General features: G+C 69.9%; 18 protein-coding genes and 1 pseudogene. 9 read left to right on the top strand and 10 right to left on the bottom strand.

Annotated features, from left to right (window positions below; all coding sequences use genetic code 11):
• Positions 1-51: 51 nt before the first annotated feature.
• The gene (locus tag ACZ7L9_RS32295) at positions 52-333 is read left to right on the top strand and encodes an SHOCT domain-containing protein (RefSeq protein WP_471420833.1); all 282 of its coding nucleotides are present in this window, start codon (positions 52-54) and stop codon (positions 331-333) included.
• Between the two features lie 46 nt (positions 334-379).
• Here ACZ7L9_RS32295 and ACZ7L9_RS32290 read toward each other — a convergent pair whose 3' ends face one another.
• Positions 380-1,003, bottom strand: coding sequence for a hypothetical protein (locus ACZ7L9_RS32290; RefSeq protein WP_471420831.1), 624 nt, complete (start codon positions 1,001-1,003; stop codon positions 380-382).
• A 158-nt stretch (positions 1,004-1,161) separates the two neighbouring features.
• Between ACZ7L9_RS32290 and ACZ7L9_RS32285 the strand changes: the two genes are divergently transcribed.
• Complete coding sequence (locus ACZ7L9_RS32285; protein ID WP_471420829.1) at positions 1,162-1,401, top strand: DUF6011 domain-containing protein; 240 nt, start codon at positions 1,162-1,164, stop codon at positions 1,399-1,401.
• Between the two features lie 9 nt (positions 1,402-1,410).
• On the opposite strand, the gene ACZ7L9_RS32280 is transcribed toward ACZ7L9_RS32285, so the two are convergent.
• Together ACZ7L9_RS32280 and ACZ7L9_RS32275 are read right to left on the bottom strand one after the other, a co-directional pair.
• Entirely contained in the window at positions 1,411-2,283 is an 873-nt protein-coding gene (locus tag ACZ7L9_RS32280) for an acyl-CoA thioesterase (RefSeq protein WP_471420827.1), read from the bottom strand.
• A 49-nt stretch (positions 2,284-2,332) separates the two neighbouring features.
• Positions 2,333-4,846 (bottom strand): DEAD/DEAH box helicase, encoded by a 2,514-nt coding sequence (locus ACZ7L9_RS32275; RefSeq protein ID WP_471420825.1) that lies wholly within the window; start codon positions 4,844-4,846, stop codon positions 2,333-2,335.
• 138 nt (positions 4,847-4,984) lie between these two features.
• On the opposite strand from ACZ7L9_RS32275, the gene ACZ7L9_RS32270 reads away from it, so the two are divergent.
• Complete coding sequence (locus ACZ7L9_RS32270) at positions 4,985-5,776, top strand: metal-dependent hydrolase (protein ID WP_471420823.1); 792 nt, start codon at positions 4,985-4,987, stop codon at positions 5,774-5,776.
• A 25-nt stretch (positions 5,777-5,801) separates the two neighbouring features.
• Here ACZ7L9_RS32270 and ACZ7L9_RS32265 read toward each other — a convergent pair whose 3' ends face one another.
• On the bottom strand, positions 5,802-6,860 hold the full coding sequence (locus ACZ7L9_RS32265) for a LacI family DNA-binding transcriptional regulator (protein WP_471420821.1): 1,059 nt from the start codon (positions 6,858-6,860) through the stop codon (positions 5,802-5,804).
• 115 nt (positions 6,861-6,975) lie between these two features.
• Between ACZ7L9_RS32265 and ACZ7L9_RS32260 the strand changes: the two genes are divergently transcribed.
• Genes ACZ7L9_RS32260 through ACZ7L9_RS32245 form a run of 4 tightly spaced genes read left to right on the top strand, consistent with a single transcriptional unit; the run spans position 6,976 to position 10,988 of the window.
• A complete protein-coding gene (locus ACZ7L9_RS32260) occupies positions 6,976-8,271 on the top strand; it encodes an extracellular solute-binding protein (protein WP_471420819.1) in 1,296 nt (431 codons plus the stop codon).
• A complete protein-coding gene (locus tag ACZ7L9_RS32255) occupies positions 8,268-9,173 on the top strand; it encodes a carbohydrate ABC transporter permease (RefSeq protein ID WP_471420817.1) in 906 nt (301 codons plus the stop codon). The genes ACZ7L9_RS32260 and ACZ7L9_RS32255 overlap by 4 nt, the downstream gene beginning before the upstream one ends.
• Before the next feature lie 4 nt (positions 9,174-9,177).
• The gene (locus ACZ7L9_RS32250; RefSeq protein ID WP_471420815.1) at positions 9,178-10,044 is read left to right on the top strand and encodes a carbohydrate ABC transporter permease; all 867 of its coding nucleotides are present in this window, start codon (positions 9,178-9,180) and stop codon (positions 10,042-10,044) included.
• A gap of 59 nt (positions 10,045-10,103) precedes the next feature.
• Complete coding sequence (locus tag ACZ7L9_RS32245) at positions 10,104-10,988, top strand: nucleoside hydrolase (protein ID WP_471420813.1); 885 nt, start codon at positions 10,104-10,106, stop codon at positions 10,986-10,988.
• A 249-nt stretch (positions 10,989-11,237) separates the two neighbouring features.
• Here the strand turns inward: ACZ7L9_RS32245 and ACZ7L9_RS32240 are convergent, their stop codons facing one another.
• The 5 genes from ACZ7L9_RS32240 to ACZ7L9_RS32220 all read right to left on the bottom strand — a co-directional run bounded on the left by ACZ7L9_RS32240 (position 11,238) and on the right by ACZ7L9_RS32220 (position 20,397).
• Positions 11,238-13,019: an ABC transporter ATP-binding protein gene (locus ACZ7L9_RS32240; RefSeq protein ID WP_471420811.1), complete on the bottom strand. Its 1,782-nt coding sequence runs from the start codon at positions 13,017-13,019 to the stop codon at positions 11,238-11,240.
• Entirely contained in the window at positions 13,016-14,935 is a 1,920-nt protein-coding gene (locus ACZ7L9_RS32235) for an ABC transporter transmembrane domain-containing protein (protein WP_471420809.1), read from the bottom strand. The genes ACZ7L9_RS32240 and ACZ7L9_RS32235 overlap by 4 nt, the downstream gene beginning before the upstream one ends.
• Before the next feature lie 221 nt (positions 14,936-15,156).
• Positions 15,157-16,632, bottom strand: coding sequence for a Gfo/Idh/MocA family protein (locus ACZ7L9_RS32230; protein WP_471420807.1), 1,476 nt, complete (start codon positions 16,630-16,632; stop codon positions 15,157-15,159).
• Between the two features lie 263 nt (positions 16,633-16,895).
• Positions 16,896-19,847, bottom strand: coding sequence for an FAD-binding and (Fe-S)-binding domain-containing protein (locus ACZ7L9_RS32225; protein WP_471420805.1), 2,952 nt, complete (start codon positions 19,845-19,847; stop codon positions 16,896-16,898).
• 106 nt (positions 19,848-19,953) lie between these two features.
• Positions 19,954-20,397 carry a MarR family winged helix-turn-helix transcriptional regulator gene (locus tag ACZ7L9_RS32220; RefSeq protein ID WP_471420803.1) on the bottom strand — a complete coding sequence of 148 codons (444 nt, stop codon included), beginning with the start codon at positions 20,395-20,397 and terminating at the stop codon, positions 19,954-19,956.
• Between the two features lie 128 nt (positions 20,398-20,525).
• On the opposite strand from ACZ7L9_RS32220, the gene ACZ7L9_RS32215 reads away from it, so the two are divergent.
• A complete protein-coding gene (locus ACZ7L9_RS32215; protein ID WP_471420800.1) occupies positions 20,526-22,331 on the top strand; it encodes an ABC transporter ATP-binding protein in 1,806 nt (601 codons plus the stop codon).
• A 473-nt stretch (positions 22,332-22,804) separates the two neighbouring features.
• A pseudogene (locus ACZ7L9_RS32210) lies at positions 22,805-22,951 on the top strand (endolytic transglycosylase MltG); the annotation flags it as partial.
• Here the strand turns inward: ACZ7L9_RS32210 and ACZ7L9_RS32205 are convergent.
• Positions 22,914-24,032, bottom strand: a complete 1,119-nt coding sequence (locus tag ACZ7L9_RS32205; RefSeq protein ID WP_471420798.1) for an NAD(P)-binding domain-containing protein — start codon at positions 24,030-24,032, stop codon at positions 22,914-22,916. The pseudogene ACZ7L9_RS32210 and the gene ACZ7L9_RS32205 sit on opposite strands and share 38 nt — an antisense overlap.
• Positions 24,033-24,570 lie beyond the last annotated feature (538 nt).

Below are 24,570 nucleotides of genomic sequence, written 5' to 3'. Positions count from 1 at the left end.
CGGTCCCGTCGGGCCGCCCGTTCCCGCAGAGCCAGTCAAAGGAGATGCACCATGCCAGGCCTTCTTCGCGGCGTCGCCCGTACGGCGGTGATCGCCGGAACCGCCACCTCGGTCTCCAACCGGGTCTCCCGGCGGCAGGCAGGCCGCTGGGCACAGCAGGACGCCACCCGGGCCCAGCCGGCTCCGCCGCCTCCCGCTCCCACCTCCATGGCGCCGGAGGAAGAGATGAGCAACAAGATCGCCCAGCTCAAGGAGCTCGGTGACCTCAAGAGCCAAGGAGTGCTGAGCGACAGCGAGTTCCAGGCGCAGAAGGCCAGAATCCTCACTTCCTGACCGGTCGGGAAACGCGTCCGGGGCCGTACCCGGGTCCGCGTCCACCTCAGTGGCGCTTGTCGTCCCAGGGGGTGCCCATCCAGCTGTCGAAGGTACGGATCAGCGCCGACAGCGCGGCCGCGAGCCGCCAGTCGACCCAGGCGGCGTGGACATGGATCTCGTCGTCGTCCGACCGGAACTCCAGTGGAACCTCCCGGCCGGCCCGCCAGATGATGCGCCTCGGCCCGCGCGCCGCGTCGCCGCTGCCGCTCAGGAGGCTGCCCACGCCGATGGCCACCTGGACGGGGAGCAGCAGCCACCACACGTACCACCAGAAGATCCGGCCCTTCAGACCGACCGCCTCCGGGCAACCGGTCTGAGCGACCGTCCAGCGGGTCCGCAGCCCCCTGCCGGAAAGGGCCTTCTCGCGGACGAACGTGCCGATGAGCTCACCCTGCGCGCCCCACACCTGGTACGTGGCGACACCGTCGACCGCCGACGCGGTGGACAGGGCGGCCAGCCGGGCCCGGCGTTCGGGGTCGGCCCACAGGACGAGGGAACGCACACCCGTCTTGCGGGCCTCCAGGTACGCCGGTATCCCGCCGGACGGCAGTTCGCGCTCCACATGCGCGACCACCCGGGACTCGCCGCGGGGTTCGCCGGCGAGCCTGACGACATGACCGATGGGCACGACCGCCCCGGCGCGGCGTCCCCTTCCGCCTTCTTGTCCTTCTTCGGCCGGGGGACAGGCTCCAATGCCAGCACGCTGCTCACCCGCGAACTCCTCCGTCGTGTGCCGTTCGACATGCGAAGTCGCAGAGTAGACGGGCGCCCTGAGACGATCGATTCGTGGACTCCGCCGAACCGCTCCGCGAACCCCGCCCCGAGCCGCTGCCCGAGGACGGTCCGGCAGGCCCGTCTGCCCGTCGACGGGTGGTGCGCTGCCGCATGTGCGGTCGCCCGCTCACCGGTACGGAGTCCCGCCGCACCGGCCTCGGCCCCGCCTGCGACGCCAAACTGCACCCGGCGCCCCCGGACATCCGCACCCGCCGTCACGAGGTCGATCAGGACCCGCTGCCGGGCCTCTGAGCCGGACGGCTACGCCCCCAGGCTGCGGAACAGTCCCTCCTGCACCACGGACACCAGCAGGTTGCCCGCGCGGTCGTAGATCCGGCCGCGTGCCAGTCCCCGTCCGCCGGTGGCGATGGGTGACTCCTGGTCGTAGAGGAACCATTCGTCCGCCCGGAACGGCCGGTGGAACCACATCGCGTGGTCCAGCGAGGCCATGTCGAAGCCGCGCGGACCCCAGAGCGGCTCCACCGGGATCCGGACCGCGTCGAGCAGCGTCATGTCGCTGGCGTACGTCAGCGCGCAGGTGTGCACGAGCGGGTCGTCGCCCAGCGGGCCGACCGCGCGCATCCAGACGGCGCTGCGCGGGTCCGCGCCCTTGACCTCCTCCTCCGTCCAGCGCAGCCGGTCGGCGTACCGGATGTCGAAGGGCTGCCGCCGGGCCATCCTCTCCAGCGCCTCCGGGAGCGCCCCGAGGTGCTCGCGCACCTCATCGGCGACGGTCGGCAGCTCCTCGGGGTCGGGGACCTCACGGGCGGGCGGCAGCTGGTGTTCGAAGCCCGCCTCCTCCGGCCGGTGGAACGACGCCGTCAGATTGAAGATCGTCCGGCCCTGCTGGACGGCCGTGACCCGGCGGGTGGTGAACGACCGGCCGTCCCGGATGCGCTCGACCTCGTAGACGATCGGTACACCCGGCCGGCCCGGACGCAGGAAGTAGGCGTGCAGCGAATGCACCGGCCGGTCCCCGTCGGTGGTACGGCCGGCCGCCACCAGGGCCTGTCCGGCGACCTGCCCGCCGAAGACCCGCTGCAGGGACTCCTGGGGGCTGCGCCCACGGAAGATGTTGACCTCGATCCGCTCCAGGTCGAGCAGATCGACCAGGCGCTCGGCCGGGTTCGTCATGGGGTTCGTCTCCACTCTCGCAGCGGCGCCGCCACTACCGCGTATGCCTTCACAGCTGACCCACGGAGGTGACGCGGACGACGGCCCGGCCCTCCTCGTCGGAGGCGGCCAGGTCGATCTCCGCGCTGATGCCCCAGTCGTGGTCGCCGTTCGGGTCGGCGAAGGTCTGCCGCACCCGCCACAGACCGTGTGCGGCGTCCTCGTCGATCTTCAGCAGCTTCGGCCCGCGGGCGTCCGGACCGGTGCCCAGATCCTCGTACTCGTCCCAGTAGGCGTCCATGGCGTCGCCCCACGCGTCCTCGTCCCAGCCCGCGTCGCGGTCCAGCTCACCGAGCTCGTGGACCTTGTCCAGCGCGGCCAGCTCCACCCGGCGGAACAACGCGTTGCGGACCAGCACCCGGAACGCCCGGGCGTTGGCCGTGACCGGCTTCACCTCGTCGGCCCGCTCCTGCGCCTCCTCGGCGGTCTCCACCTCCGGGTTGGCGAGCTGCTCCCACTCGTCAAGAAGGCTGGAGTCCACCTGGCGGACCAGCTCGCCGAGCCAGGCGATCAGGTCCTGAAGGTCCTCGGACTTGATGTCGTCCGGGATGGTGTGCTCGAGCGCCTTGTACGCGCTCGCCAGGTAGCGCAGCACGATGCCCTCGGTACGGGCCAGCTCGTAGTTCGAGGTGAACTCCGTGAACGTCATGGCGCGTTCGTACATGTCACGGATCACGGACTTGGGCGACACCGGGTGGTCGCCCACCCACGGGTGGCTCCTGCGGTACACGTCGTACGCGTGCCACAGCAGCTCGCTGAGCGGCTTCGGATACGTGACGTCCTGGAGCAGCTCCATGCGCTCCTCGTACTCGATGCCGTCGGCCTTCATCTGCCCGACCGCTTCGCCGCGCGCCTTGTTCTGTTGGGCGGCGAGGATCTGCCGCGGGTCGTCGAGCGTCGACTCGACGACGGAGACCATGTCCAGCGCGTACGAGGGGGAGTCGGGGTCCAGCAGGTCGAACGCGGCCAACGCGAAGGTGGACAGCGGCTGGTTGAGCGCGAAGTCCTGCTGGAGATCGACGGTGAGCCGGACGATGCGGCCCTCCACGTCCGGCTTGTCGAGCTGCTCCACGACACCGCCGTCCAGCAGCGAACGGTAGATCGCGATGGCCCGGCGGATGTGCCGCAGCTGCGCCCTGCGCGGTTCGTGGCTGTCCTCCAGCAGGCGCCGCATCGCCTCGAAGGCGTTGCCGGGACGCGCGATCACGGACAACAGCATCGTGTGCGTGACGCGGAAGCGGGAGGTCAGTGGCTCCGGATCGGACTGGATCAGCTTGTCGAAGGTGGTCTCCGACCAGGCGACGAAGCCCTCGGGGGCCTTCTTGCGGACCACCTTTCGCTTCTTCTTGGGGTCGTCGCCCGCCTTCTTGACGGCCTTCTCGTTCTCGATCACATGCTCGGGCGCCTGCGCCACGACGAAGCCCGCCGTGTCGAACCCGGCCCGGCCCGCGCGGCCCGCGATCTGGTGGAACTCCCGGGCGCGCAGCGTACGGACGCGATTGCCGTCGTACTTGGTGAGCGCCGTGAACAGCACGGTGCGGATGGGTACGTTGACACCGACGCCGAGGGTGTCCGTACCGCAGATCACCTTCAGCAGACCTGCCTGGGCGAGCTTCTCCACCAGACGCCGGTACTTGGGCAGCATGCCCGCGTGGTGCACCCCGATGCCGTGGCGCACATAGCGCGAGAGGTTCTGGCCGAACTTGGTGGTGAAGCGGAAGTTGCCGATCAGATCGGCGATCTTCTCCTTCTCCTCCTTGGTGCACATGTTGATGCTCATCAGCGACTGCGCCCGCTCGACGGCCGCGGCCTGGGTGAAGTGCACGATGTACACCGGCGACTGCCTGGTCTCCAGGAGCTCGGTGAGGGTCTCGGTAATCGGTGTCAGTCGGTACTCGTAACTGAGCGGCACCGGCCGGGTCGCGGAGCGCACCACGGACGTGGGGCGGCCGGTGCGGCGGGTCAGGTCATCCTCGAACATCCTGACGTCACCGAGCGTGGCCGACATCAGGACGAACTGGGCCTGCGGCAGCTCCAGGAGCGGGATCTGCCAGGCCCAGCCGCGGTCCGGCTCGGCGTAGAAGTGGAACTCGTCCATCACGACCTGGCCGATGTCGGCGTACTTCCCGTCACGCAGCGCGATGGACGCCAGGACCTCGGCCGTGCAGCAGATCACCGGGGCGTCGGCGTTGACGGAGGCGTCCCCGGTGAGCATGCCTACGTTCTCCGTACCGAACAGCTTGCACAGGTCGAAGAACTTCTCCGAGACCAGTGCCTTGATCGGCGCGGTGTAGAAGGTGACCTTGTCCTGGGCCAGCGCCGTGAAGTGCGCGGCCGCCGCGACCAGGCTCTTTCCGGAGCCGGTCGGGGTGGAAAGGATCACATTCGCGCCGGAGACCACCTCGATCAGCGCCTCCTCCTGAGCGGGATAGAGGGTGATGCCCTGCGTCTCGGTCCATGACGAGAAAGCCTCGAAGAGGGCGTCGGGGTCGTCGGTCGGGGGCAGCTGATCGATAAGGGTCACGCCCCCATCTTGCCTGCCTTCCGCCCGGATGAGGGAACCGGACGACCGTATGAAGATCACGGACGATACGCTGCCCACTCAACTCGGCCGTGCCTGGGCGGCAATGGCAGCAGGACGACTTTGGGGGCGGGAAGAACCATGATGGGACCGGCACACTCTCTGTCAGGGGCGGCGGCCTGGCTGGGGGTGGGCGCGGCGGCGGCGGCCGCCGGCCACGCGATGCCGTGGCCCGTCCTGGTCGTCGGGGCGCTGATCACCGCCGGAGCCGCGCTGGCCCCGGACCTCGACCACAAGTCCGCGACCATTTCTCGCGCCTTCGGGCCGGTCTCCCGGGGACTCTGCGAGATCGTCGACAAGCTCTCGCACGCCGTCTACAAGGCGACCCGGATGCGCGGCGACTCGACCCGCAACGGCGGCCACCGGACGCTGACCCACACCTGGCTCTGGGCGGTCCTGATCGGCGCCGGAGCCTCCGCAGCGGCGATCACCGGCGGACGGTGGGCGGTGCTGGCGATCCTCTTCGTCCACCTGGTGCTCGCCGTCGAAGGGCTGCTGTGGCGGGCCGCCCGGATGTCCAGCGACGTCCTGGTCTGGCTGCTCGGCGCGACCAGCGCCTGGATACTGGCCGGTGTCCTGGACAAGCCGGGCAACGGCGCGGACTGGCTGTTCACCGCCCCCGGCCAGGAGTACCTGTGGCTGGGGCTGCCGATCGTGCTCGGCGCCCTCGTCCACGACATCGGCGACGCGCTCACCGTCTCGGGCTGCCCGATACTGTGGCCCATCCCCATCGGCCGCAAGCGCTGGTACCCGATCGGGCCGCCGAAGGGCATGCGGTTCCGGGCCGGCAGCTGGGTGGAACTGAAGGTGCTGATGCCGGCCTTCATGGTGCTCGGCGGACTGGGCGGGGCGGCGGCGCTGAACTTCATCTGACCGCCGCGTCCGGCACCCGGTGCGCTCAGGCGGACTCGCGCGGTACCAGCCGGTGGGCCAGGACGATCTCCCTGGCCGTCCCCGCGCCGTCCCCGTCGAGGCGGTCGACCAGCAGCTGTGCGGCCGAACGCCCGATCTCGCGGGCCGGGTTGAGCACGGTGGTGAGCGCGGGGGAGACCAGTGAGGCCGCCTCGATGTCGTCGTACCCGGTGATCGCCACGTCGTGCGGCACGCGCAGCCCGGCGGCCCGTGCCGTGTCCAGTGCGCCGATCGCGATCAGGTCGTTGGCGCACACCACGGCGTCCGGGCGCTCCGCCGCGTTCAGCACGGCCGTGGCACCGGCCCGTCCGCCCTCGCGGGTGAAGCCGGTCCAGACGGCCAGCTCGTCCGGGACCGGCAGGCCGGCCGACTCCAGGGCCTCGCGGTAGCCCGCGAACCGTTCCTCGCCCGGCTCCACCCCCGGTGTACCGCCGATGAACGCGATACGCCGGTAGCCGCGGTCCACCAGATGGCGGACCAGGTCGTACATTCCCTCGGTCTCGGCGGTCCTGACCACATCGCCGAGCGCCGGCTCCAGCCGCCCGCCGAGCCGTACCAGCTTCGACCCCGAGGCCACGATCCGGTCCAGATCGCGCCGGGTGGCGCCGTACCGGCCGATCACGATGCCGTCGATGCGGCGCGCCACCAGCTGCCGGATCACCGCGGGCAGATGCGGGCCGTCCATGGGGGCCTCGCAGACCACCGTCAGGTACTCATGGGCCAGGGCGATCTCCTGCATGCCCGCGGCGATCGAGGTGTTGAACGGGTTGGTGATGTCCGGGACGACCAGTCCCAGGGTGCGGGTGCGCTGGGTACGCAGGCCGCGTGCCGACGGGTCGGCCTGATAGCCGAGGCGCTGTATGACGTCCTCGACCCGGGCGCGGGTGGTGGCCGAGACGGGTCGGCGACCGCTCAGCACATGGGAGACCGTGGTGACGCTGACGCCTGCCTCGGACGCCACATCCACGATCTTGACCCGGCTCCCGTCCTGCACCATCGGCCTCCCGCTGTCGTCCAGGAATGTTGTCCTGGTGTTCGAGGTCACTCTATCCATTGTGCAAAACGTTTTGTATGGTGCTTGCGATCGAGCCGCACACGGGCCGAATCAGGTATGCAAAACGATTTGGAGACTTGATGTCCATCGCAGGCCGGAGAGCCGTATGACGCGCTCTCCAAGCCGCAGAACCGTGCTCGGTGCCGCACTCGGCGTGGCGTCCGCGGCGGCCCTGGCAGGCTGCTCGGGCGGCCGCCCGGCGGACGGCAGAACAGCGGTACGGTTCCTCGGCCCGGAAACCCCCGGGACGTTCCGGGCCGTCATCCGCGGTTTCGAGCGAGCCAACCCCGACCTGCGGATCGACTACACCCCCGTCCCGCCGGACCAGCTCGGTGACGTCCTCCAGTTGCGGCTCTCCGCGAAGGACGACGCGATCGATGTGTACGCCGTCGACCAGCCCCGCGTACCGGCGCTCACCGCGCGCGGCTTCCTCACCGACCTCACCCCGATCGCCGACCGGGCCAGGGCCGCCGTCACCCCCGAGCAGTACGGGGTCAGCTCCTGGCAGGGCAAGCTCCGCTCGCTGCCGATCTGGACGTCCACCCAGTACCTCTTCTACAACGCGGACCTGCTGACCGAAGCCGGCGCACCGCTGCCCGGAGCGGCCCCCGCCGATCGCTGGAGCTGGGAGCAGACCAAGAGCGTCGGCCGCCGCACCATGGACAGGGCCGGTGCCGACCACGCCCTGCTGCTGGAACAGACCGACCTCTACTACGGGCTCCAGCCACTCGTCGAGTCCCTGCACGGCGGCTCCGGCATCACCGGCAGGGACATGCTCACCCCAGCCGTCACCACCCGGGGCTGGATCGACGCCCTCGACTGGTACCGGACGCTCTTCGCCGACGGCTCGTCGCCGCGCGGCATCCCCTCGTACCAGCTCTCCTCGCTCTTCACCTCCGGACGGGTGCCGTTCTTCGTCGGCGGCCCCTGGAACCTCGGTGCCTTCGCCGGGCTGAAGGACTTCACCTGGGGCACCGCGCCGCAGCCGAAGTTCGCCCACGGACGCGCCGTCACCCCCACCGACTCCTGGTCCTGGGGCGTGAACCCGTACGCCGAACACCCCGACGCGGCACTGCGGTTCATGGAGTACGCCGCCCTCACCACCGGCGGCAGCCTCCAGACCGTCGAGGCGTCCCCGCTCATCCCGTCCAACCGCAAGGCCTTCGAACGCTACGCGGCGGACCTGGAGCACAAGGCCACCAGGAGCACCGCCGGGGTGGCCACGATCATGCGGTACGAACTCGCGCACACCGCCGTCAGCCGGCCGCGCAGCATCGGCTACACCCAGTTCGAAACCGTCATGGGCTCCGCCTTCTCCGACATCCGCAACGGCTCGGCGGTGGAACCCCGGCTGGCGAAAGCCTCCGGAGAACTGGTGCGTACCTGGGAGCGACTGCGATGACCACCACGACCCGATCCCCGAAGCGCTCCCGCCGCCACCCCGCCTCGCAGGGCAGGACCGCCCTGTACTTCCTGGCCCCCGCGCTGCTCGCCCTCGTCGTGCTGCGACTGCTGCCCGCGGCAATGGCGGTCGTCAGCAGCCTGCGCCACCACAGCCTCGTCGACGGCGTCACCACCTTCGTCGGCTTCGACAACTACGCGGACCTCTTCGCCGACAGCCAGTTCTGGCAGAGCGTTCGCGTGACACTGCTGTTCAGCCTGGTCATCAACCCGCTCCAGGTGCTCGTCGCGCTCGGCCTCGCCGTCCTGCTGAACCGCCGCTTCGCGGGCGTCCGCTTCTGGCGGTCGCTGGTGTTCGCGCCCATCGCCGTACCGCCGGCCGTCTCCGCGGTCATCTGGGGCATCCTCTACCGCCCCGAAGGACCGCTCAACGCCATCCTCGGCACGATGGGTATCCCGCCGCAGCCCTTCCTCACCAGCCCGCAGCAGGCGCTCTTCGCCCTCATCGTGCTGATGTCCTGGGTCGGCGTCGGCTACTGGATGATGTTCCTCATCGCCGGGCTCCAGGACATCCCGCAGGAGTGTTACGACGCGGCCGCCGTCGACGGCGCCTCCGCCTGGCAGCGGTTCGTCCACGTCACGCTGCCGCTGCTGCGCCGCCCGCTCGCCTTCGTGCTGGTCGCCGACACCGTCTCCAACTTCCTGGTGTTCGCGCCCGTGCAGCTGCTGACCCGCGGTGGCCCCGACGGCTCGACCAATCTCATGATGTACGACGTGTTCCGCCGCGCCTACAGCGTCGGCGACATCAACTTCGCCCAGGCCGAAGTGGTGGTGCTCGTCGCCATCACCCTCGCGGTCGTCGCCGTCCAGTTCCGGATGATGCGGGGCAAGGGCGAGGAGTGAACCGATGAAGACAACCACCACCTCCCAGCAGCCGACGGGGCGCCGCCCCTCCGCACTGAGGCATATGCCGCTCGCCACCGCCGTCGTCATCGGCGTGCTCTTCGCCCTCCCGCTCCTGTGGGTGTTCAGCGGATCGCTCCGCCCCGGCGACAAGGTCCTGGCCGGACTCGACCGGCTCTCCTGGCGGAGCCTGATCCCGACCGACGCCACACTGCACAACTATGTGACCCTCTTCCAGGGCGACTTCGGCCGCGCAGTGCTCAACTCCATCGGCGTGGCGGCCGCCACCGTCCTGCTCGGACTGCTGCTTTCCGCGATGGCCGCGTTCGCGCTCTCGGTGTTCACCTTCCGCGGCCGCGGGCTCGTGTTCGCGGTGATCCTGCTCAGCTTCATGATTCCGTTCGACGCCATAGCGATTCCGCTCTCGGACATCTTCCGCGACTGGGGCCTGCAGAACACCTACACCGGACTGATCCTGCCCGGCATCGGCAACGGCCTGGCGATCTTCCTGCTGCGCCAGTTCTTCCTGGCCATCCCGCGCGAACTCGTCGAGGCCGCCCGGATGGACGGGCTCGGCTGGTGGGGCATCTTCCGGAAGGTCTACGTGCCCCTGTCGCGGCCCGCGCTGATCGGCGCCGGACTGACCCTGTTCACCTTCCAGTGGCAGTCCTACATGTGGCCGCTGCTCGTCGGCACCGAACCGGACAAGCAACTCGGCCCGATCGCGCTCGGCACCCTCCAGGGCCAGATGGTCGTCGACTACGGCCAGGTGTTCGCCGCCGCCGTCGTCCTGACCGTCATCCCGCTCGTCGTCCTGCTGCGCCTGCAGCGGTATTTCACCCAGTCGATCGCGGGCAGCGGTCTGAAATGACCGCCGGCCGAACCGGCCGCCCGACCGGCGAAACCCGTCCCAACGACCCGAGGAACACCATGACTCAGCCCCTCGCCGACATCCTCCTGGACACCGACATCGGCAGCGACGTCGATGACGCGCTCGCCCTCGGCGTGCTGCTCGGCTCGCCCGAGGCCCGGATCACCGGCATCACCACCGTCTACGGCGACACACTGCTCCGGGCCCGCCTCGCGCACCGGCTCGGTGCCCTCGCCGGACACGACCTCACCGTCGTTCCCGGAGCCACCGACACCCTCTCCGGCAAGGAGGTCTGGTGGGCCGGACACGAGGGCAGGGCCTTCACCGACCTGGAGACCGAGCCGGTACGCGATACCGTCGCCGCCGACCGCTTCCTCGTGGACTCCGTCCTCGCCCGGCCCGGTGCGACCGATGTCATCGCCATCGCCCCGCTCGCCAACATCGCCCGCGCGATCCGGCTCGACGACCGCTTCGCCGCCGGCGTGCGCACGCTCTACATGATGGGCGGCAGCTTCGGGCCCGGAGCCAAGGCGGAACACAACATCGTCAGCGACATCACGGCCGCCCGTGCCGTCTTCGGCTCCGGCATCCGCACCGTCGTCACCGGCCTGGACATCACCACGCGACTGCGCATCGAACAGCCCGGCATCGAAGCGATCCGGGAAGCCGGTGCCTACGGCACCGCGCTCGCCCGCGAGATCGACGCCTGGACCGGCTTCACCGGCGAACCGTGGAGCGTCCCGCACGACCCGATCACCGCTCTTTCCCTGCTGCGTCCCGACCTCTACACCACCGAACGCGGCACGGTAGAGGTCACCGACGAAGGGCTGACCGTCTTCACGGCCGACCCGGACGGCAAGGTGGACCTCGTCGTGGACGCCGATGTGGAAGCCATCGCGGAGGAGATCGTCGCCCGGATCGTCCGGGCCTCCCGGCGCGGCTGAGGAGCCGCCATACGCGTTCCCGGCGGCAAGGCCATCGGGATCACGGGAACGGCCCTGCCTCCGGCCGGACGGCGGCACTTTGACGACAGACCCTCGGGGCGGCCACGGCCGAACGCCTCCCGGTCGGCCGACCAGGAGGCGTTCGGCAGGAAACCACCGGAACAGGCAGCCGGGCGCGAGCGGCCGAGGACGCGAGTCGGCCGCTGCCCGTCGACGTTGCAGCACGGGATCCGAGAAGGCGCGGGCTCCTCAGCCGTGCCAGGATCGCCACAGCGCCGCATAGGCACCGTCCGCCGCCACCAGCTCGTCGTGGCTGCCCAGTTCACTGATCCGGCCGCTCTCGACGACCGCGATCACGTCCGCGTCGTGCGCGGTGTGCAGCCGGTGGGCGATCGCCACGACCGTACGGCCGTCCAGCACCCGGGCCAGCGACCGCTCCAGGTGCCTGGCTGCCCGCGGGTCCAGCAGCGACGTCGCCTCGTCCAGCACCAAGGTGTGCGGATCGGCCAGGACCAGCCGGGCCAGTGCGATCTGCTGGGCCTGAGCCGGTGTCAGCGCAAGACCGCCGGAGCCGACCTCGGAGTCCAGCCCCTCCTCCAGCGCCCTCGCCCAGCCGTCCGCGTCGACCGCCGCCAGCGACGCCCACAGCTCGGCGTCCTCGGCACCGGCACGGGCCAGCAGGAGGTTGTCCCGCAGCGAACCCACGAACACATGGTGCTCCTGGTTGACCAGCGCCACATGCGTACGTACGCGCTCCGCCTTCATCCGCGACAACTCCGCACCGCCGAGCGTCACTTCACCCGTACGCGGCGCGTAGATCCCGGCCAGCAGCCGGCCCAGCGTGGACTTGCCTGCGCCGGACGGGCCGACCAGTGCGAGGCGCGTACCCGGTGCCACGTCCAACGACACCTTGTGCAGGACGTCCACCCCGGCGCGGTAGCCGAAGTGCACCTCGTCCGCCCGGACACCACGGCCGTCCGGAACGACCTCCGCATCACCCGCGTCCGGTTCGATGTCCCGTACGCCGACCAGCCGGGCCAGCGACACCTGAGCGACCTGCAACTCGTCGTACCAGCGCAGGATCAGGCCGATCGGATCGACCATCATCTGCGCCAGCAGCGCCCCCGTCGTCAACTGCCCCACGGTCAGCCAGCCCTCGATGACGAACCAGCCGCCGAGCATCAGCACCGCGCCGAGAATCGTCACGTAGGTGGCGTTGATGACGGGGAACAGCACGGAGCGCAGGAAGAGTGTGTACCGTTCCCATGCAGTCCACTGCCGGATGCGCGTGTCCGACAGCGCCACCCGGCGCGCACCCAGACGGTGCGCCTCCACGGTCCGCCCGGCATCCACCGTCTCCGCGAGCATCGCCGCGACCGCGGCGTATCCGGCGGCCTCCGAACGGTACGCGGACGGAGCTCGCTTGAAGTACCAGCGGCAGCCGACGATCAGGACCGGCAGGGCGATCAGCACCGAGAGCGCCAGCGGCGGAGCCGTCGCGGTGAGAGCGGCCAGCAGCAGCCCCGCCCACACCACACCGATCGCCAGCTGCGGCACGGCCTCGCGCATCGCGTTGGCCAGCCGGTCGATGTCCGTGGTGATCCTGGAGAGCAGATCACCCGTCCCGGCGCGCTCCAGCACGCCCGGCGGCAGCCCCACCGACCGTACGAGGAAGTCCTCGCGCAGATCGGCCAGCATCTCCTCACCGAGCATCGCGCTGCGCAGACGCATCATCCGGGTGAACACGGTCTGCACGATCAGCGCGAGCGCGAACACCCCGGCGGTGCGCCCGAGATGGAGGTCGGTGACGCCGTCGGAGAGATCCTCGACCAGTCCGCCCAGCAGGTACGGGCCGGTGATCGAGGCGATCACCGCGATGGCGTTGAACGTGACCAGCACGGCGAACGGCCCGCGGTGGCGCCGCAGCAGCTCCCGTACATAGCTTCGTACGGTGGTGGGGGTGCCGACCGGCAGGGTCGTCGCCGACTCCGGTGCGGCCGGGTCGTACGCCGGTACTGCCACGCCGATCATGCCCGTTCCTCGATTTCCTCGATCGTCCTGAGTGTGCCCTGACCGGCCGGGACAGCGAGCTCGTCGTCCGTCTCGCGCGTCACGACCGCTCGGTAGCGGGGCTCCGTGTGCAGCAGTTCGCGGTGTGTGCCGACCGCGAGGACCGTGCCGCCGTGTACCAGCACCACTCGGTCCGCCAGGTCGAGCAGCAGCGGCGACGAGGCGAACGCCACGGTCGTACGGCCCTGACGCAGACCCTTGATTCCGGCGCCGACCCGGGCCTCCGTGTGCGAGTCCACTGCGGAGGTCGGTTCGTCGAGAACCAGCGCCTCCGGGTCGGTCACCAAGGAGCGGGCCAGGGCGAGCCGCTGGCGCTGACCACCGGAGAGCGAACGCCCGCGTTCGGTGATGCGTGTCGTCATCGGGTCGCCGTCCGTGGCGACGGACGCCTGCGCCAACGAGTCCAGCACGTCACCGCACTGGGCGGCGGACAGTGCGTCCTCGGCGGACACCCGGCCGGACGACGGCATGTCGAGCAGGTCGCGCAGCGTGCCGGAGAGCAGGACCGGATCCTTGTCCTGGACCAGTACCGCGGTCCGTGCCGAGTCCAGCGGGAGTTCGTCCAGTGGTACGCCACCGAGCAGGACGGACGGTGTCTTCCGCTCCGTCGTGACGCCGCCCGCGGAGGCGCGCCCGCCGTTCTCCGGCCCGTTGTGGTCCGCCCCGCGCGTCGAGTTCTTCGGCGCGTTCCTGTCCGCGTCCGCGTTACCGGTCGCGTCGCCGTCCTCGTGCGCGTGTCCGCCGAGCCGTTCGGCCAGTCGGCCCGCCTCGTCCGGATCGCCGCAGACCACCGCGGTGAACAGGCCCGCCGGGGCCATCAGCCCGGTGACCGGGTCGTACAGATCGCCGGTCGGTGCGGCGTCGATGGTCGAAGGCCGGTCCGTGCGGTGCAGCGACAGCACCCGGACCGCGCGTTTGGCGGAGGGCCGTGAGAAGGAGTACGCCATCGCGATCTCCTCGACGTGGCGCAGTGGGAACAGCAACAGCGTTGCCGCGCTGTACACCGTGACCAGCTGACCGACCTCGATCCGGCCGTCGCGGGCCAGCGTCGCCCCGTACACGACCAGCGAGATGAGCAGCACGCCCGGCAGGAGCACCTGGATCGCCGAGATCAGCGACCACATGCGCGCACTGCGCACCGCGGCCTTGCGGACCTCCTGCGAGGCGCGCCGGTAGCGGCCGAGGAACAGCTCCTCGCCGCCGATCCCGCGCAGTACCCGCAGCCCGGCGACGGTGTCCGAGGCCAGCTCGGTGGCCTTGCCCGCCTTCTCGCGCTGGAGGTCGGCGCGCCGGGTGGCCCGGGGGAGCAGCGGCAGCACGGCCAGGGCAAGGAACGGCATGGCGAGTGTCACCAGGACGCCCAGCGACGGCAGATAGAGGATGAGTCCCGCGCAGATCAGCACCAGGGCGGCAGCGGCGGCGGCGAAGCGGGAGAGTGCCTCGACGAACCAGCCGATCTTTTCCACGTCACCGGTGGAGACAGCGACGACCTCGCCCGCGGCGACCCGGCGGGTCAGCGCCGAGCCGAGCTCCGCGGTCTTACGGGCCAGCAACTGCTGTACGCGCGCGGCGGCGGTGATCCAGTTGGTGATGGCGGTCCGGTGGAGCATGGTGTCGCCCAGCGCGATCAGCACACCCAGGACCGCGATCAATCCACCCGCCCACGCGAGCCGAGTGCCGGACCGGTCGACGACGGCCTGCACGGCGAAACCGACGGCAGGTGGCAGCCCGGCCAGGGAGCACTGGTGCAACAGGCCCCAGGACATGGACTTGAGCTGGCCGCGGAGCTGATTGCGGCCGAGCCAGAGCAGGAAGCGTGGGCCCGACCGGACATCGGGATCGCCAGGATCCTTGTACGGAAGATCGCGAATCTGCATGACGTCCCATGGTTCGGTGTGCCGGATTGTTCGGTGAATGCCTCAAACCGTGCAAGGTTCACCCCGGAAGGTCCGTCGGAGCAATCGATTTTCTCCACGAACGGCACGTATTGCGCCATGGTCGCGAGCGGGCAGGCGGCGGGAAAGCACTGCGGGGCCCGGCCCGGCTCAACAGAGCCGGGCCGGGCCCCGCAATCCCTCTCAGCCCTCGCCTCGGTTGGTCAGGCCTTCCCCGGACCCTCCGGATCCTTCGAATCCATGCCGGAGCGGGCCTTCTTCCACTCACCGCGAGTGAAGTCCGGGATCTGCTGCGGCGCGCCCTTCGCCTTGATGGACAGATGGCTGAGCGGCACGGGCGACGTCCACGTCGCCGCGTCGTACACATCGAAGTCGGGGACGAGACCGAGCCGCATGCACTGCATCAGCCGGAACACCAGCATGTAGTCCATGCCGCCATGACCGCCGGGCGGGTTGGCATGCTCCTTCCACAGCCAGTGGTCCCACTGCGCGTACTTCGAGAAGTCGCCCCAGCTGTCGTTGGTGTGGTCGGGTTCGATGTAGATACGTTCGGGATAGTCCTCGAAGACACCCTTCGTACCGCCGAGGCTGTTGATCCGCGAGTACGGATGCGGAGTGGACACGTCGTGCTCCAGCCGGATGACCCGTCCCTTGGCGGTCTGGACGAGACTGATCGTCCGGTCGCTCTCGATATAGGTCTCCTTCCAGCTCGGATCACCGGCCGGCATGTGCTTCTCGCGATACTCGGCGAGCCCGAGGGACGGAGAACCGACACTGGTGATGCTCACCGCGCGGTCGCCACGGTTGATGTCCATGTAGTTGGCGACCGGACCGAAGCCGTGGTTGGGGTAGAGATCGCCACGCAACCTGGTGTGCCACAGCCTGCGCCAGGGCCCTTCGTAGTACCCCGGATCGAACATCAGGCCGCGCAGATCGTGGTTGTACGCGCCCGCGCCGTGCAGCAGATCACCGAAGAGCCCGGCATGCGCCATGCGCAGTACCCGCATCTCATTACGCCCGTAACAGCAGTTCTCCAGCTGCATGCAGTGGCGTCTGGTGCGCTCCGAAAGATCGACCAACTCCCACAGCTGGTCTAGCTGGAGAGCGATGGGACATTCCACTCCGACATGCTTGCCGTTCAGCAGGGCGGTCTTCGCCATCTGGAAGTGGAAGTCCCAGGGCGTCGCCACATAGACGAAGTCGATGTCCCCGCGCTTGCAAAGATTCTCGTAGTCGTCCTCGCCGTTGGTGTAGACGGCGGGGGCCGGCTGACCCGCCGCGGTCACCTTCGCGGCCACCCGTTCCGCCTTGGCCTTGACCGGGTCGCAGACCGCGACGACCTGCACGCCGCCGACGGCCAGGAAGAGGTCGATCATGCTGCCACCGCGATTGCCGAGGCCGACCAGGCCGACCCGTACGGTGGAACGCCGGTCGAACGGCACCCCCACCATGGTGCGTCCCTGGCGCTTCGGGGCGGCCGCCTGATCCATCTGGTCCGTGGCAGCGGCTTCCGGGCTCCGGGCGGGGGCGGCGGCGGCCGCGGTGCCGCTGCCGAGACCGCCGAGTCCGAGCCCGGCACCGGCCACTCCAGCGGTAGTCCACAGGACCGAGCGGCGACTCACCGAGCCGTCGCCGCTGTCCCGCGTACCGTCGTCGTTCTGCTGTGCTGCGTCGTTCATCGATCCTCCAGAAGGGGGGTCTGACGTGCGCGGCTGTTGAAGAACCTCGGTAAGGACCTTGGTAGTTGGTGCTGCCGATGCGCAAGGGGAGTGATTGGACTCCTGCTTCGAATCCATGGACTTTCGTGGCATTGCAAAAGCCGGGTGGGCTCGGAATCCGAGCCCACCCGGCGATCGGGCACAGCGGCCGACGGCGTCCGGGGCAGGGCGATCGGGACCGTCGGGCGACCGGGGACGGGGCGGTCACCGGACGGCCCCGGAGATCAGCGCACGACGGCCCCGGGCCGGGTCGCACGCTCCAGCTCCATCAGCACCGAGTAGTACGAGTGACCCGTGGCCCGGTCCATTCCGATCTCGCACATCCGGTTGGCCGAGAGATACGCGTCGTACTCCCGGGCATTCACCTCGGCGGCCTCCTTCGCCGTCGCGGAGGCCGTCAACTCCTTGTGCAGCATGCCGCGGTCGCCCGCGAAGGCGCAGCACCCGGCGTCGTCGGGGATCACGACCTCCTCCGCACACGCCTCCGCGACCGCGCGCAACTGCGCCACGTCGTCTAGATGCTGCATGGAACACGTCGGATGCAGGACCGCCGAGCTGATCTTCCGGAGGACGGCCAGCTCGGGAAGCAGTTCGTCGGCCGCCCAGACGAGGGAGTCGACAATGGTCAGCTCCCGGTGCAACTCCCGGTTGTCATCTGTGAGATACGGGATCACCTCATGGGCGATGCCCAGCGTGCACGACGAGGCGTCGACGACCAGCGGCAGTCTTCCGCCCGCCGTCCAGCCCCAGGCCGCCTCCACGATGCGGTTGGCCATCACGGCATTGCCCTCGTCGTACCCCTTGGAGTGCCAGATCGTCGCGCAGCACGTGCCCGCTACGTCCTCCGGGATCCACACCGGCTTTCCGGCGCGGGCGGAGACGGCGACGACCGCCTGCGGCAGCGACGGGCCGCGATGGCCCTCGGGCCCGCCGAAGATACGGTTCACACACGCCGGGTAGTAGACCGCGCTCGCCCCGACACGGGAGGTACGGGGCAGCTTCCGGGCGGCGGCACCGGGGATCTCGGGCAGCCACTCGGGCACCAGATCGGGGCGTACGGCTTTGCGGGCGAGCCCGGTGATGGTCTCCAGCGGCCCGTTGCCGAGCCGGTCGCCGATCCGGTCGGCCGCGGCGACCGCGACCCGGGCCGCCGCCTCCACCGCCTTGAAGTTCTTCGCCGTGAGTGCCGCGATGCGCTCCTCGCGCGGCGAGTGCCGCTGGTGGCGGAAGTCCTTCATCATGGCGCCGGTGTCGATGCCGACCGGACAGGCCAGCTTGCAGGTCGAATCGCCCGCGCAGGTGTCGACGGCGTCGTAGCCGTACGCGTCGAGCAACTGCGCCTCCACCGGGGAGCCGCCGGGCTGCCGCATCATCTCCCGGCGCAGCACGATCCGTTGGCGCGGCGAGGTGGTCAGGTCGTGGCTGGGACAGGTGGGTTCGCAGAAGCCGCACTCGATGCAGGGGTCGGCGATCGGCTCGACCTCCGGGATGGTCTTCAGCCCGCGCAGATGGGCCTTCGGGTCGCGGTCGAGGACGATGCGGGGCGCCAGCACCCCGTCGGGGTCGATGATCTGCTTCGTGCGCCACATCAGCTCGGTCGCCTTCGGACCCCACTCCAGCTCCAGGAAGGGCGCGATATTACGGCCGGTGGCGTGCTCCGCCTTCAGTGAGCCGTCGAAGCGGTCCACCGTCAGCCGGCAGAAGTCGTCCATGAACGCGGCGTAGCGGTCGACATCGGACGGCTTCGCCGCGTCGAAAGCGAGCAGAAAGTGCAGATTGCCGTGCGCCGCGTGACCGGCGACTGCGGCGTCGAAGCCGTGCTCCGACTGAAGTCCGAGCAGGGCCTCGCAGGCGTCGGCCAGCCGGGAGGGCGGCACCGCGAAGTCCTCGGTGATCAGCGTCGTACCCGAGGGCCGGGAGCCGCCGACCGCGGTGACGAAGGCCTTGCGGGCCTTCCAGTAGCCCGAGATGACCTTGGCGTCGCGGGTGAACTCATTGGTCACCGACGCCACGGGGGCCACCAGGTCGAGTCCTTCGACGACCGCTGCCGCCGCCCGCTCGTAGGCCGCCTGGCCGGCCTCGTCCGGAGCCCGGAACTCCACCAGCAGCGCCGTGGTCTCCTTGGGCAGCTCGGCCCAGTCGGCGGGCACGCCCTGGACGCTCACCGACGCGCGCAGCGTATTGCCGTCCATCAGCTCGACGGCGATCGCCCCCGCCTCGTTGAAGCCCGGCACGGCGGCCGCCGCCGCGGTCAGCGAGGGGAAGAACAACAGCGCGGTGGAGATGCGGCGGTCCAGCGGCAGGGTGTCGAAGACGACCTCGGAGATGAAGCCGAAGGTGCCTTCGGAGCCGACCATCAGACCGCGCAGGATCTGCACGGGCGTCGAGCCGTCCAGGAAGGCGTCGAGCCGGTAGCCGTTGGTGTTCTTGATCTCGTACTTGGCACGGATCCGGGCGGTGAGCCCGGCATCCGCCTCGATCTCCGCCTTGAGCGCCAGCAGCCCCTCGCACAGCCGCGGCTCGGCACGGGCCAGGTCCTCGTCCGCCGCGGGGTCCCCGGTGTCGACGACCGTGCCGCTCGGCAGCACGAAGGTGAGCGAGGAGACGGTGCGGTACGAATTGCGGGTCGTTCCCGCGGTCATTCCGGAGGCGTTGTTGGCGACGACTCCGCCGATCGTGCACGCGATGGCGCTGGCCGGGTCGGGGCCCAGCAGTCGGCCGTGCCGGGCGAGGGTGGCGTTGGCGCGCAGGATCGTCGTCCCGGGCCGGATGCGGGCCCGCGCGCCGCCTTCCAGGACCTCGATGCCCGCCCAGTGGTGGCGTACGTCGACGAGGATGTCCTCGCCCTGGGCCTGGCCGTTCAGGCTGGTGCCGGCCGCGCGGAAGACGACCTCGCGGCCCTTGCTGTGCGCGTACGACAGGATCGCCGCGATGTCGTCGATGTCCTCCGGGACCACGACGACCCGGGGGACGAACCGGTAGGGACTTGCGTCGGAGGCGTACTTCACCAGGTCGGAGACCTTCCACAGCACCTTCTCCGGGCCCAGCAGGTCGATCAGCTCGCCGCGCAGCGGTTCGGGCGTCCCCGGGGCCTGCCGGTCGGGGACCCGGTCCATGGACGGGGTGCGCACCGCAGCGGGGCGGAGTGCTTCCGGCTTCGGCTCCAGCAGTGGCATGTCGAGCTCTCCTCGGCGGTTCTGTACTTGTGTGCTTGTACGGTTCGGTTCTGTACGGCGATGGCACCTACGCGGCACCCAGCGGTGAACGCGCGTCTGCGCCGGTTCAGCAGTGGCGCTCCGGCATTCCGTTGACCAGGGCGGACAACAGCCCGCCGAGCACCTCGCGCTGATCCGCGGTCAATGGAGCCAGGATCTCCTCCGCGGCGGCCCGGCGCGCGTCGCGCAGCGACCGGAGGGTGGCGAGACCCTCCTCGGTGATCTCGATCCGGACCACCCGCCGACTGTCCGGATCGGGGGCGCGGCGCACCCGGCCGCTGGCCTCCAGACCGTCGACCAGGCTGGTCACGGCGCGCGGGACGACGTCCAGCCGCTGCGCGAGATCGGCCATCCGGGGAGGGCCGTCGTAATGCGCAACGGTGCGGAGCAGCCGGAACTGTGCGGGAGTGATACTGATCGGCTCCAGCTGGCGGCTCTGAATCCGCTGGAGTCTGCGGGTCACCCGCAGCAACTGCTCGGGGAGCACGCCATCGGCGTCGGAGGAGTCCATGGCCGAACAGTATCAGGACCTTGTGCATTGTGAGCATAGGTAACAATGAGCTATGCTCTCGAAAGCTTCGAGTCCCCGGATTTGAGACGAGTTGTCGCACGCCCGACGCACGCCTGACGAAGGAGCCCATGAAACCCGACGAAATCACCTGGACACCCCCGCCCCGGGACGGAAGACGCCCGCCCGCCGAGCTGCGCCGCATCCTGCGCCTCTTCCACCCCTACCGAGGGCGCCTCGCCCTGGTCGGACTGCTCGTCGGCGCCTCTTCGCTGGTGTCGGTCGCCTCGCCGTTCCTGCTGCGCGAAATCCTGGACACCGCCATCCCGCAGGGGCGCACGGGACTGCTGTCGCTGCTTGCCCTCGGCATGATCCTCACGGCCGTGATGAACAGTGTTTTCGGCGTCCTGCAGACCCTGATCTCCACCACCGTCGGCCAGCGCGTCATGCACGATCTGCGCACTGCCGTCTACGCCCAACTGCAGCGGATGCCGCTCGCCTTCTTCACCAGGACCCGCACCGGCGAGGTGCAGTCCCGCATAGCCAATGACATCGGCGGCATGCAGGCGACCGTCACCTCCACCGCGACGTCACTGGTCTCCAATCTCACCGCGGTCATCGCCACGGTCGTCGCCATGCTGGCGCTCGACTGGCGGCTCACCCTCGTCTCACTCCTCCTGCTGCCGGTCTTCGTCTGGATCAGCCGCCGGGTCGGCCGTGAGCGCAAGAAGATCACCACCCGGCGGCAGAAGCAGATGGCGGCCATGGCGGCCACGGTCACCGAATCGCTCTCCGTCAGCGGCATTCTGCTGGGCCGGACGATGGGCCGGGCGGACTCCCTCACCCAGGGTTTCGCCGAGGAGTCGGAGAAGCTGGTCGATCTCGAAGTGCGCTCCAGCATGGCCGGGCGGTGGCGGATGTCGACGATCGGCATCGTCATGGCCGCCATGCCCGCCGTCATCTACTGGGCAGCGGGCCTCGCCCTGCAGTCCGGCGGCCCCGCTGTCTCCATCGGCACGCTGGTCGCCTTCGTCTCCCTCCAGCAGGGCCTCTTCCGGCCCGCCGTGAGCCTGCTCTCCACCGGCGTTCAGATGCAGACGTCCCTCGCACTCTTCCAGCGGATCTTCGAGTACCTCGACCTCGAAGTGGACATCACCGAGCCCGAGAGCCCCGTCCGACTGGACAGGATCCGCGGCGAGATCCGCTTCGAGGACGTCGACTTCAGCTACGACGAGAAGAGTGGTCCGACCCTGAGCGGCATCGATGTGACCGTTCCGGCCGGCGGCAGCCTGGCCGTCGTCGGCCCCACCGGGTCCGGCAAGTCCACGCTCAGCTATCTGGTGCCCAGGCTCTACGACGTCACCGGCGGCCGGGTCACGCTCGACGGTGTCGACGTACGCGATCTGGACTTCGACACCCTGGCCCGGGCCGTGGGCGTGGTTTCCCAGGAGACCTACCTCTTCCACGCCTCCGTCGCCGACAACCTCCGCTTCGCCAAGCCGGACGCGACCGACGCCGAAATAGAGGCGGCTGCGCGTGCGGCGCAGATCCACGACCACATAGCCTCACTGCCCGACGGTTACGACACCCTGGTCGGTGAACGCGGCTACCGCTTCTCGGGCGGCGAGAAACAGCGCCTGGCCATCGCCCGTACGATCCTGCGGGACCCGCCCGTCCTCGTGCTCGACGAAGCGACGAGCGCCCTCGACACCCGTACGGAATTCGCCGTGCAGGAAGCGATCGACGCGCTCTCCGCAGGACGCACCACCATCACCATCGCGCACCGTCTCTCCACCGTCCGCGACGCCGACCAGATCGTCGTCCTGGACAGCGGCCGAACCACGGAGCGCGGCAGTCATGACGAACTCCTCCACCAGGACGGGCGCTACGCCGCCCTGGTACGGCGGGACACCCAACTGGCGCCCGCGACAGGCTGATCGGCGGTTTCGGGCGTGCCCGCCGAGGCCGTACACGCGGCGACGCCGCCGCTCCCGTGGGACGGGGAGCGACGGCGCCGGGCGAAGCGATGGTCAGATGAGCCAACCCACGAAGTGGACGATGCCGGCGAGCAGGTTGGTGATGAGGTTCATTCGGTGTTTCTCCTTGTACATGGTGCATCTGCGGGACAGCGCAGTCGCGGTCTGCAGCCCGTCGCTTGCGCCCTGTAATCATCAGCCGCCGCGGGGGAGTTGAGCAACGAATGGCGAAACGATCACGCGTTCCAGCGAACATCCGATCCCCTGTTCGTGTGTTCTGCTCGTGGGTGTGGGGCCGCGTCGTCCGGGTGGGTGTTCCGGACAGCGGGACAGCGTGCCCCGCATGGTGGCCCAGCCCCCGGACACCTCGCCCCGCCGCATTCTTCGCCCGACCCGGCGCGGTCGCCTGGTGCTGCTCATCGGCTTCGTCCTCCGCGAGCGTCGTGCAGGCCGATGCGGACACCGAGCGCGACATGGGCAAGGTCGCCCGAGCCATCTACAACCGGCTCGACCGGGGCATGCCGCTCCAGATGGACCCCACGCTCAACTACTCGCTGAATCGCCGCACCCTGCACACCTCCCGGTCTCGTGCAGCAGTCGTGTGATCGCACGCACTGCGGTCCGCCCGGCCCGGTTGGCGCCGATCGTGCTCGCGGACGGCCCGTACCCGACGAGATGGATGCGTCCGTCCCGTACGGCCCGGGTGCCGTCGACGCGGATGCCGCCGCCGGGCTCGCGCAGTTTCAGTGGGGCGAGATGATCGATGGCGGCTCGGAATCCGGTCGCCCAGAGGATGACGTCCGCCTCGACCGTCCGGCCGTCGTCCCAGGCGACCCCGGTCGGCGTGATCCGCTCGAACATCGGTAGCCGGTCGAGCACCCCTTCTTCGCGGGCGAGCCGGACCGCGTCGGTGAGCGGCAGACCCGTCACGCTCACCACGCTTTGTGGCGGCAGCCCGCGCCGTACCCGCTCCTCCACCATCGCCACGGCGGCCCGCCCCCGGTCCGCATCGAACGGGCCCTCCCGGAAGACCGGCGGCCGACGGGTCACCCAGTACGTCTCGGCCGCCACCTCGGCGATCTCCATCAGATGCTGCGTACCGGAGGCACCGCCACCGACCACCACCACGCGCTGCCCGGCGAACTCCGCCGGTCCCGGGTAGTTCGCGGTGTGCAGTTGCCGCCCCCGGAAACTCTCCTGACCCGGGTAGCGCGGCCAGAACGGCCTGTCCCAGGTGCCGGTGGCGTTGATCAGGGCGCGGGTGGCGTACGTGCCCTCGGATGTTTCGACGAACAGCCGTCCGCCATCGCCCTCGCGCACGGCATTCACCTCGACCGGCCGGTGAACCCGGAGGTCGAAGGTGCGCTCGTACGTGTCGAAGTACGCACCGATCACCTCGGAGGAGGGCCGGCTGTCGTCGGCTCCGGTGAGTTCCATGCCGGGCAGCGCGTGCATGCCGTGCACCTTGCCGTATGTCAGCGAGGGCCAACGGAACTGCCAGGCGCCGCCGGGGCCAGGGGCGTGGTCGAGCACGACGAAGTCACGGTCGGGCTCCAGACCGGCGCGCCGCAGATGGTAGGCGCCGGACAGTCCCGCCTGTCCGGCGCCTACCACGACGACATCGACCGTGTGCGCGGCGCCCACCACCCCAAAGTTGTTCACACTTCTACTAACTTCCTCGAGGGTGAGGATCTTCCCGCGACCGGCCGTGATGCTCGCGCACAGGCGTCAGCGGCCGCCTGTGACGAGCAGCGGAGCCCCGGCCGGCGCGGACGCGGGCCGGCCAGTGGAGTGCGGTGAACTCCCCGGCGTTCAGGGTGAGATCGAGCCCGTCGCCGACGGCCCTGCCGTCGAGGGGGCGAGTCAGCGGAGCGCGATGAGCGCCACTTTCGGCGCGTCGCCGATCCCGAACAGCGGGAGGTGCACCTCGGAGGCACGGGCACGCGAACAGCTGCCGTCATTGCGGCACGGGCTACGACACGCGGTCGACGAGGTGGGTGTGCCGAGGCACACGCCGACAGGCATGTGCGGCAGCGGGAACGGCCGACCGGATCACCCGGTCACCGTCGGCAGATGCGCTGAGCGGGCGTCAGCAGCCGCGGCAGCATGCGGCGGAAGCCATGCGCAGCAAGTCGATGTGACCGCGCGAAGTGAGCAGAGCTGGGCGGAACATGGCGCTGACGTAGCGATCCAGAACTGA

It is taken from the genome of Streptomyces sp. NPDC111516, from assembly GCF_055635345.1.
Note: the sequence above shows the minus strand (reverse complement) of the source record. Positions and strands in the feature narration are given on the sequence as shown.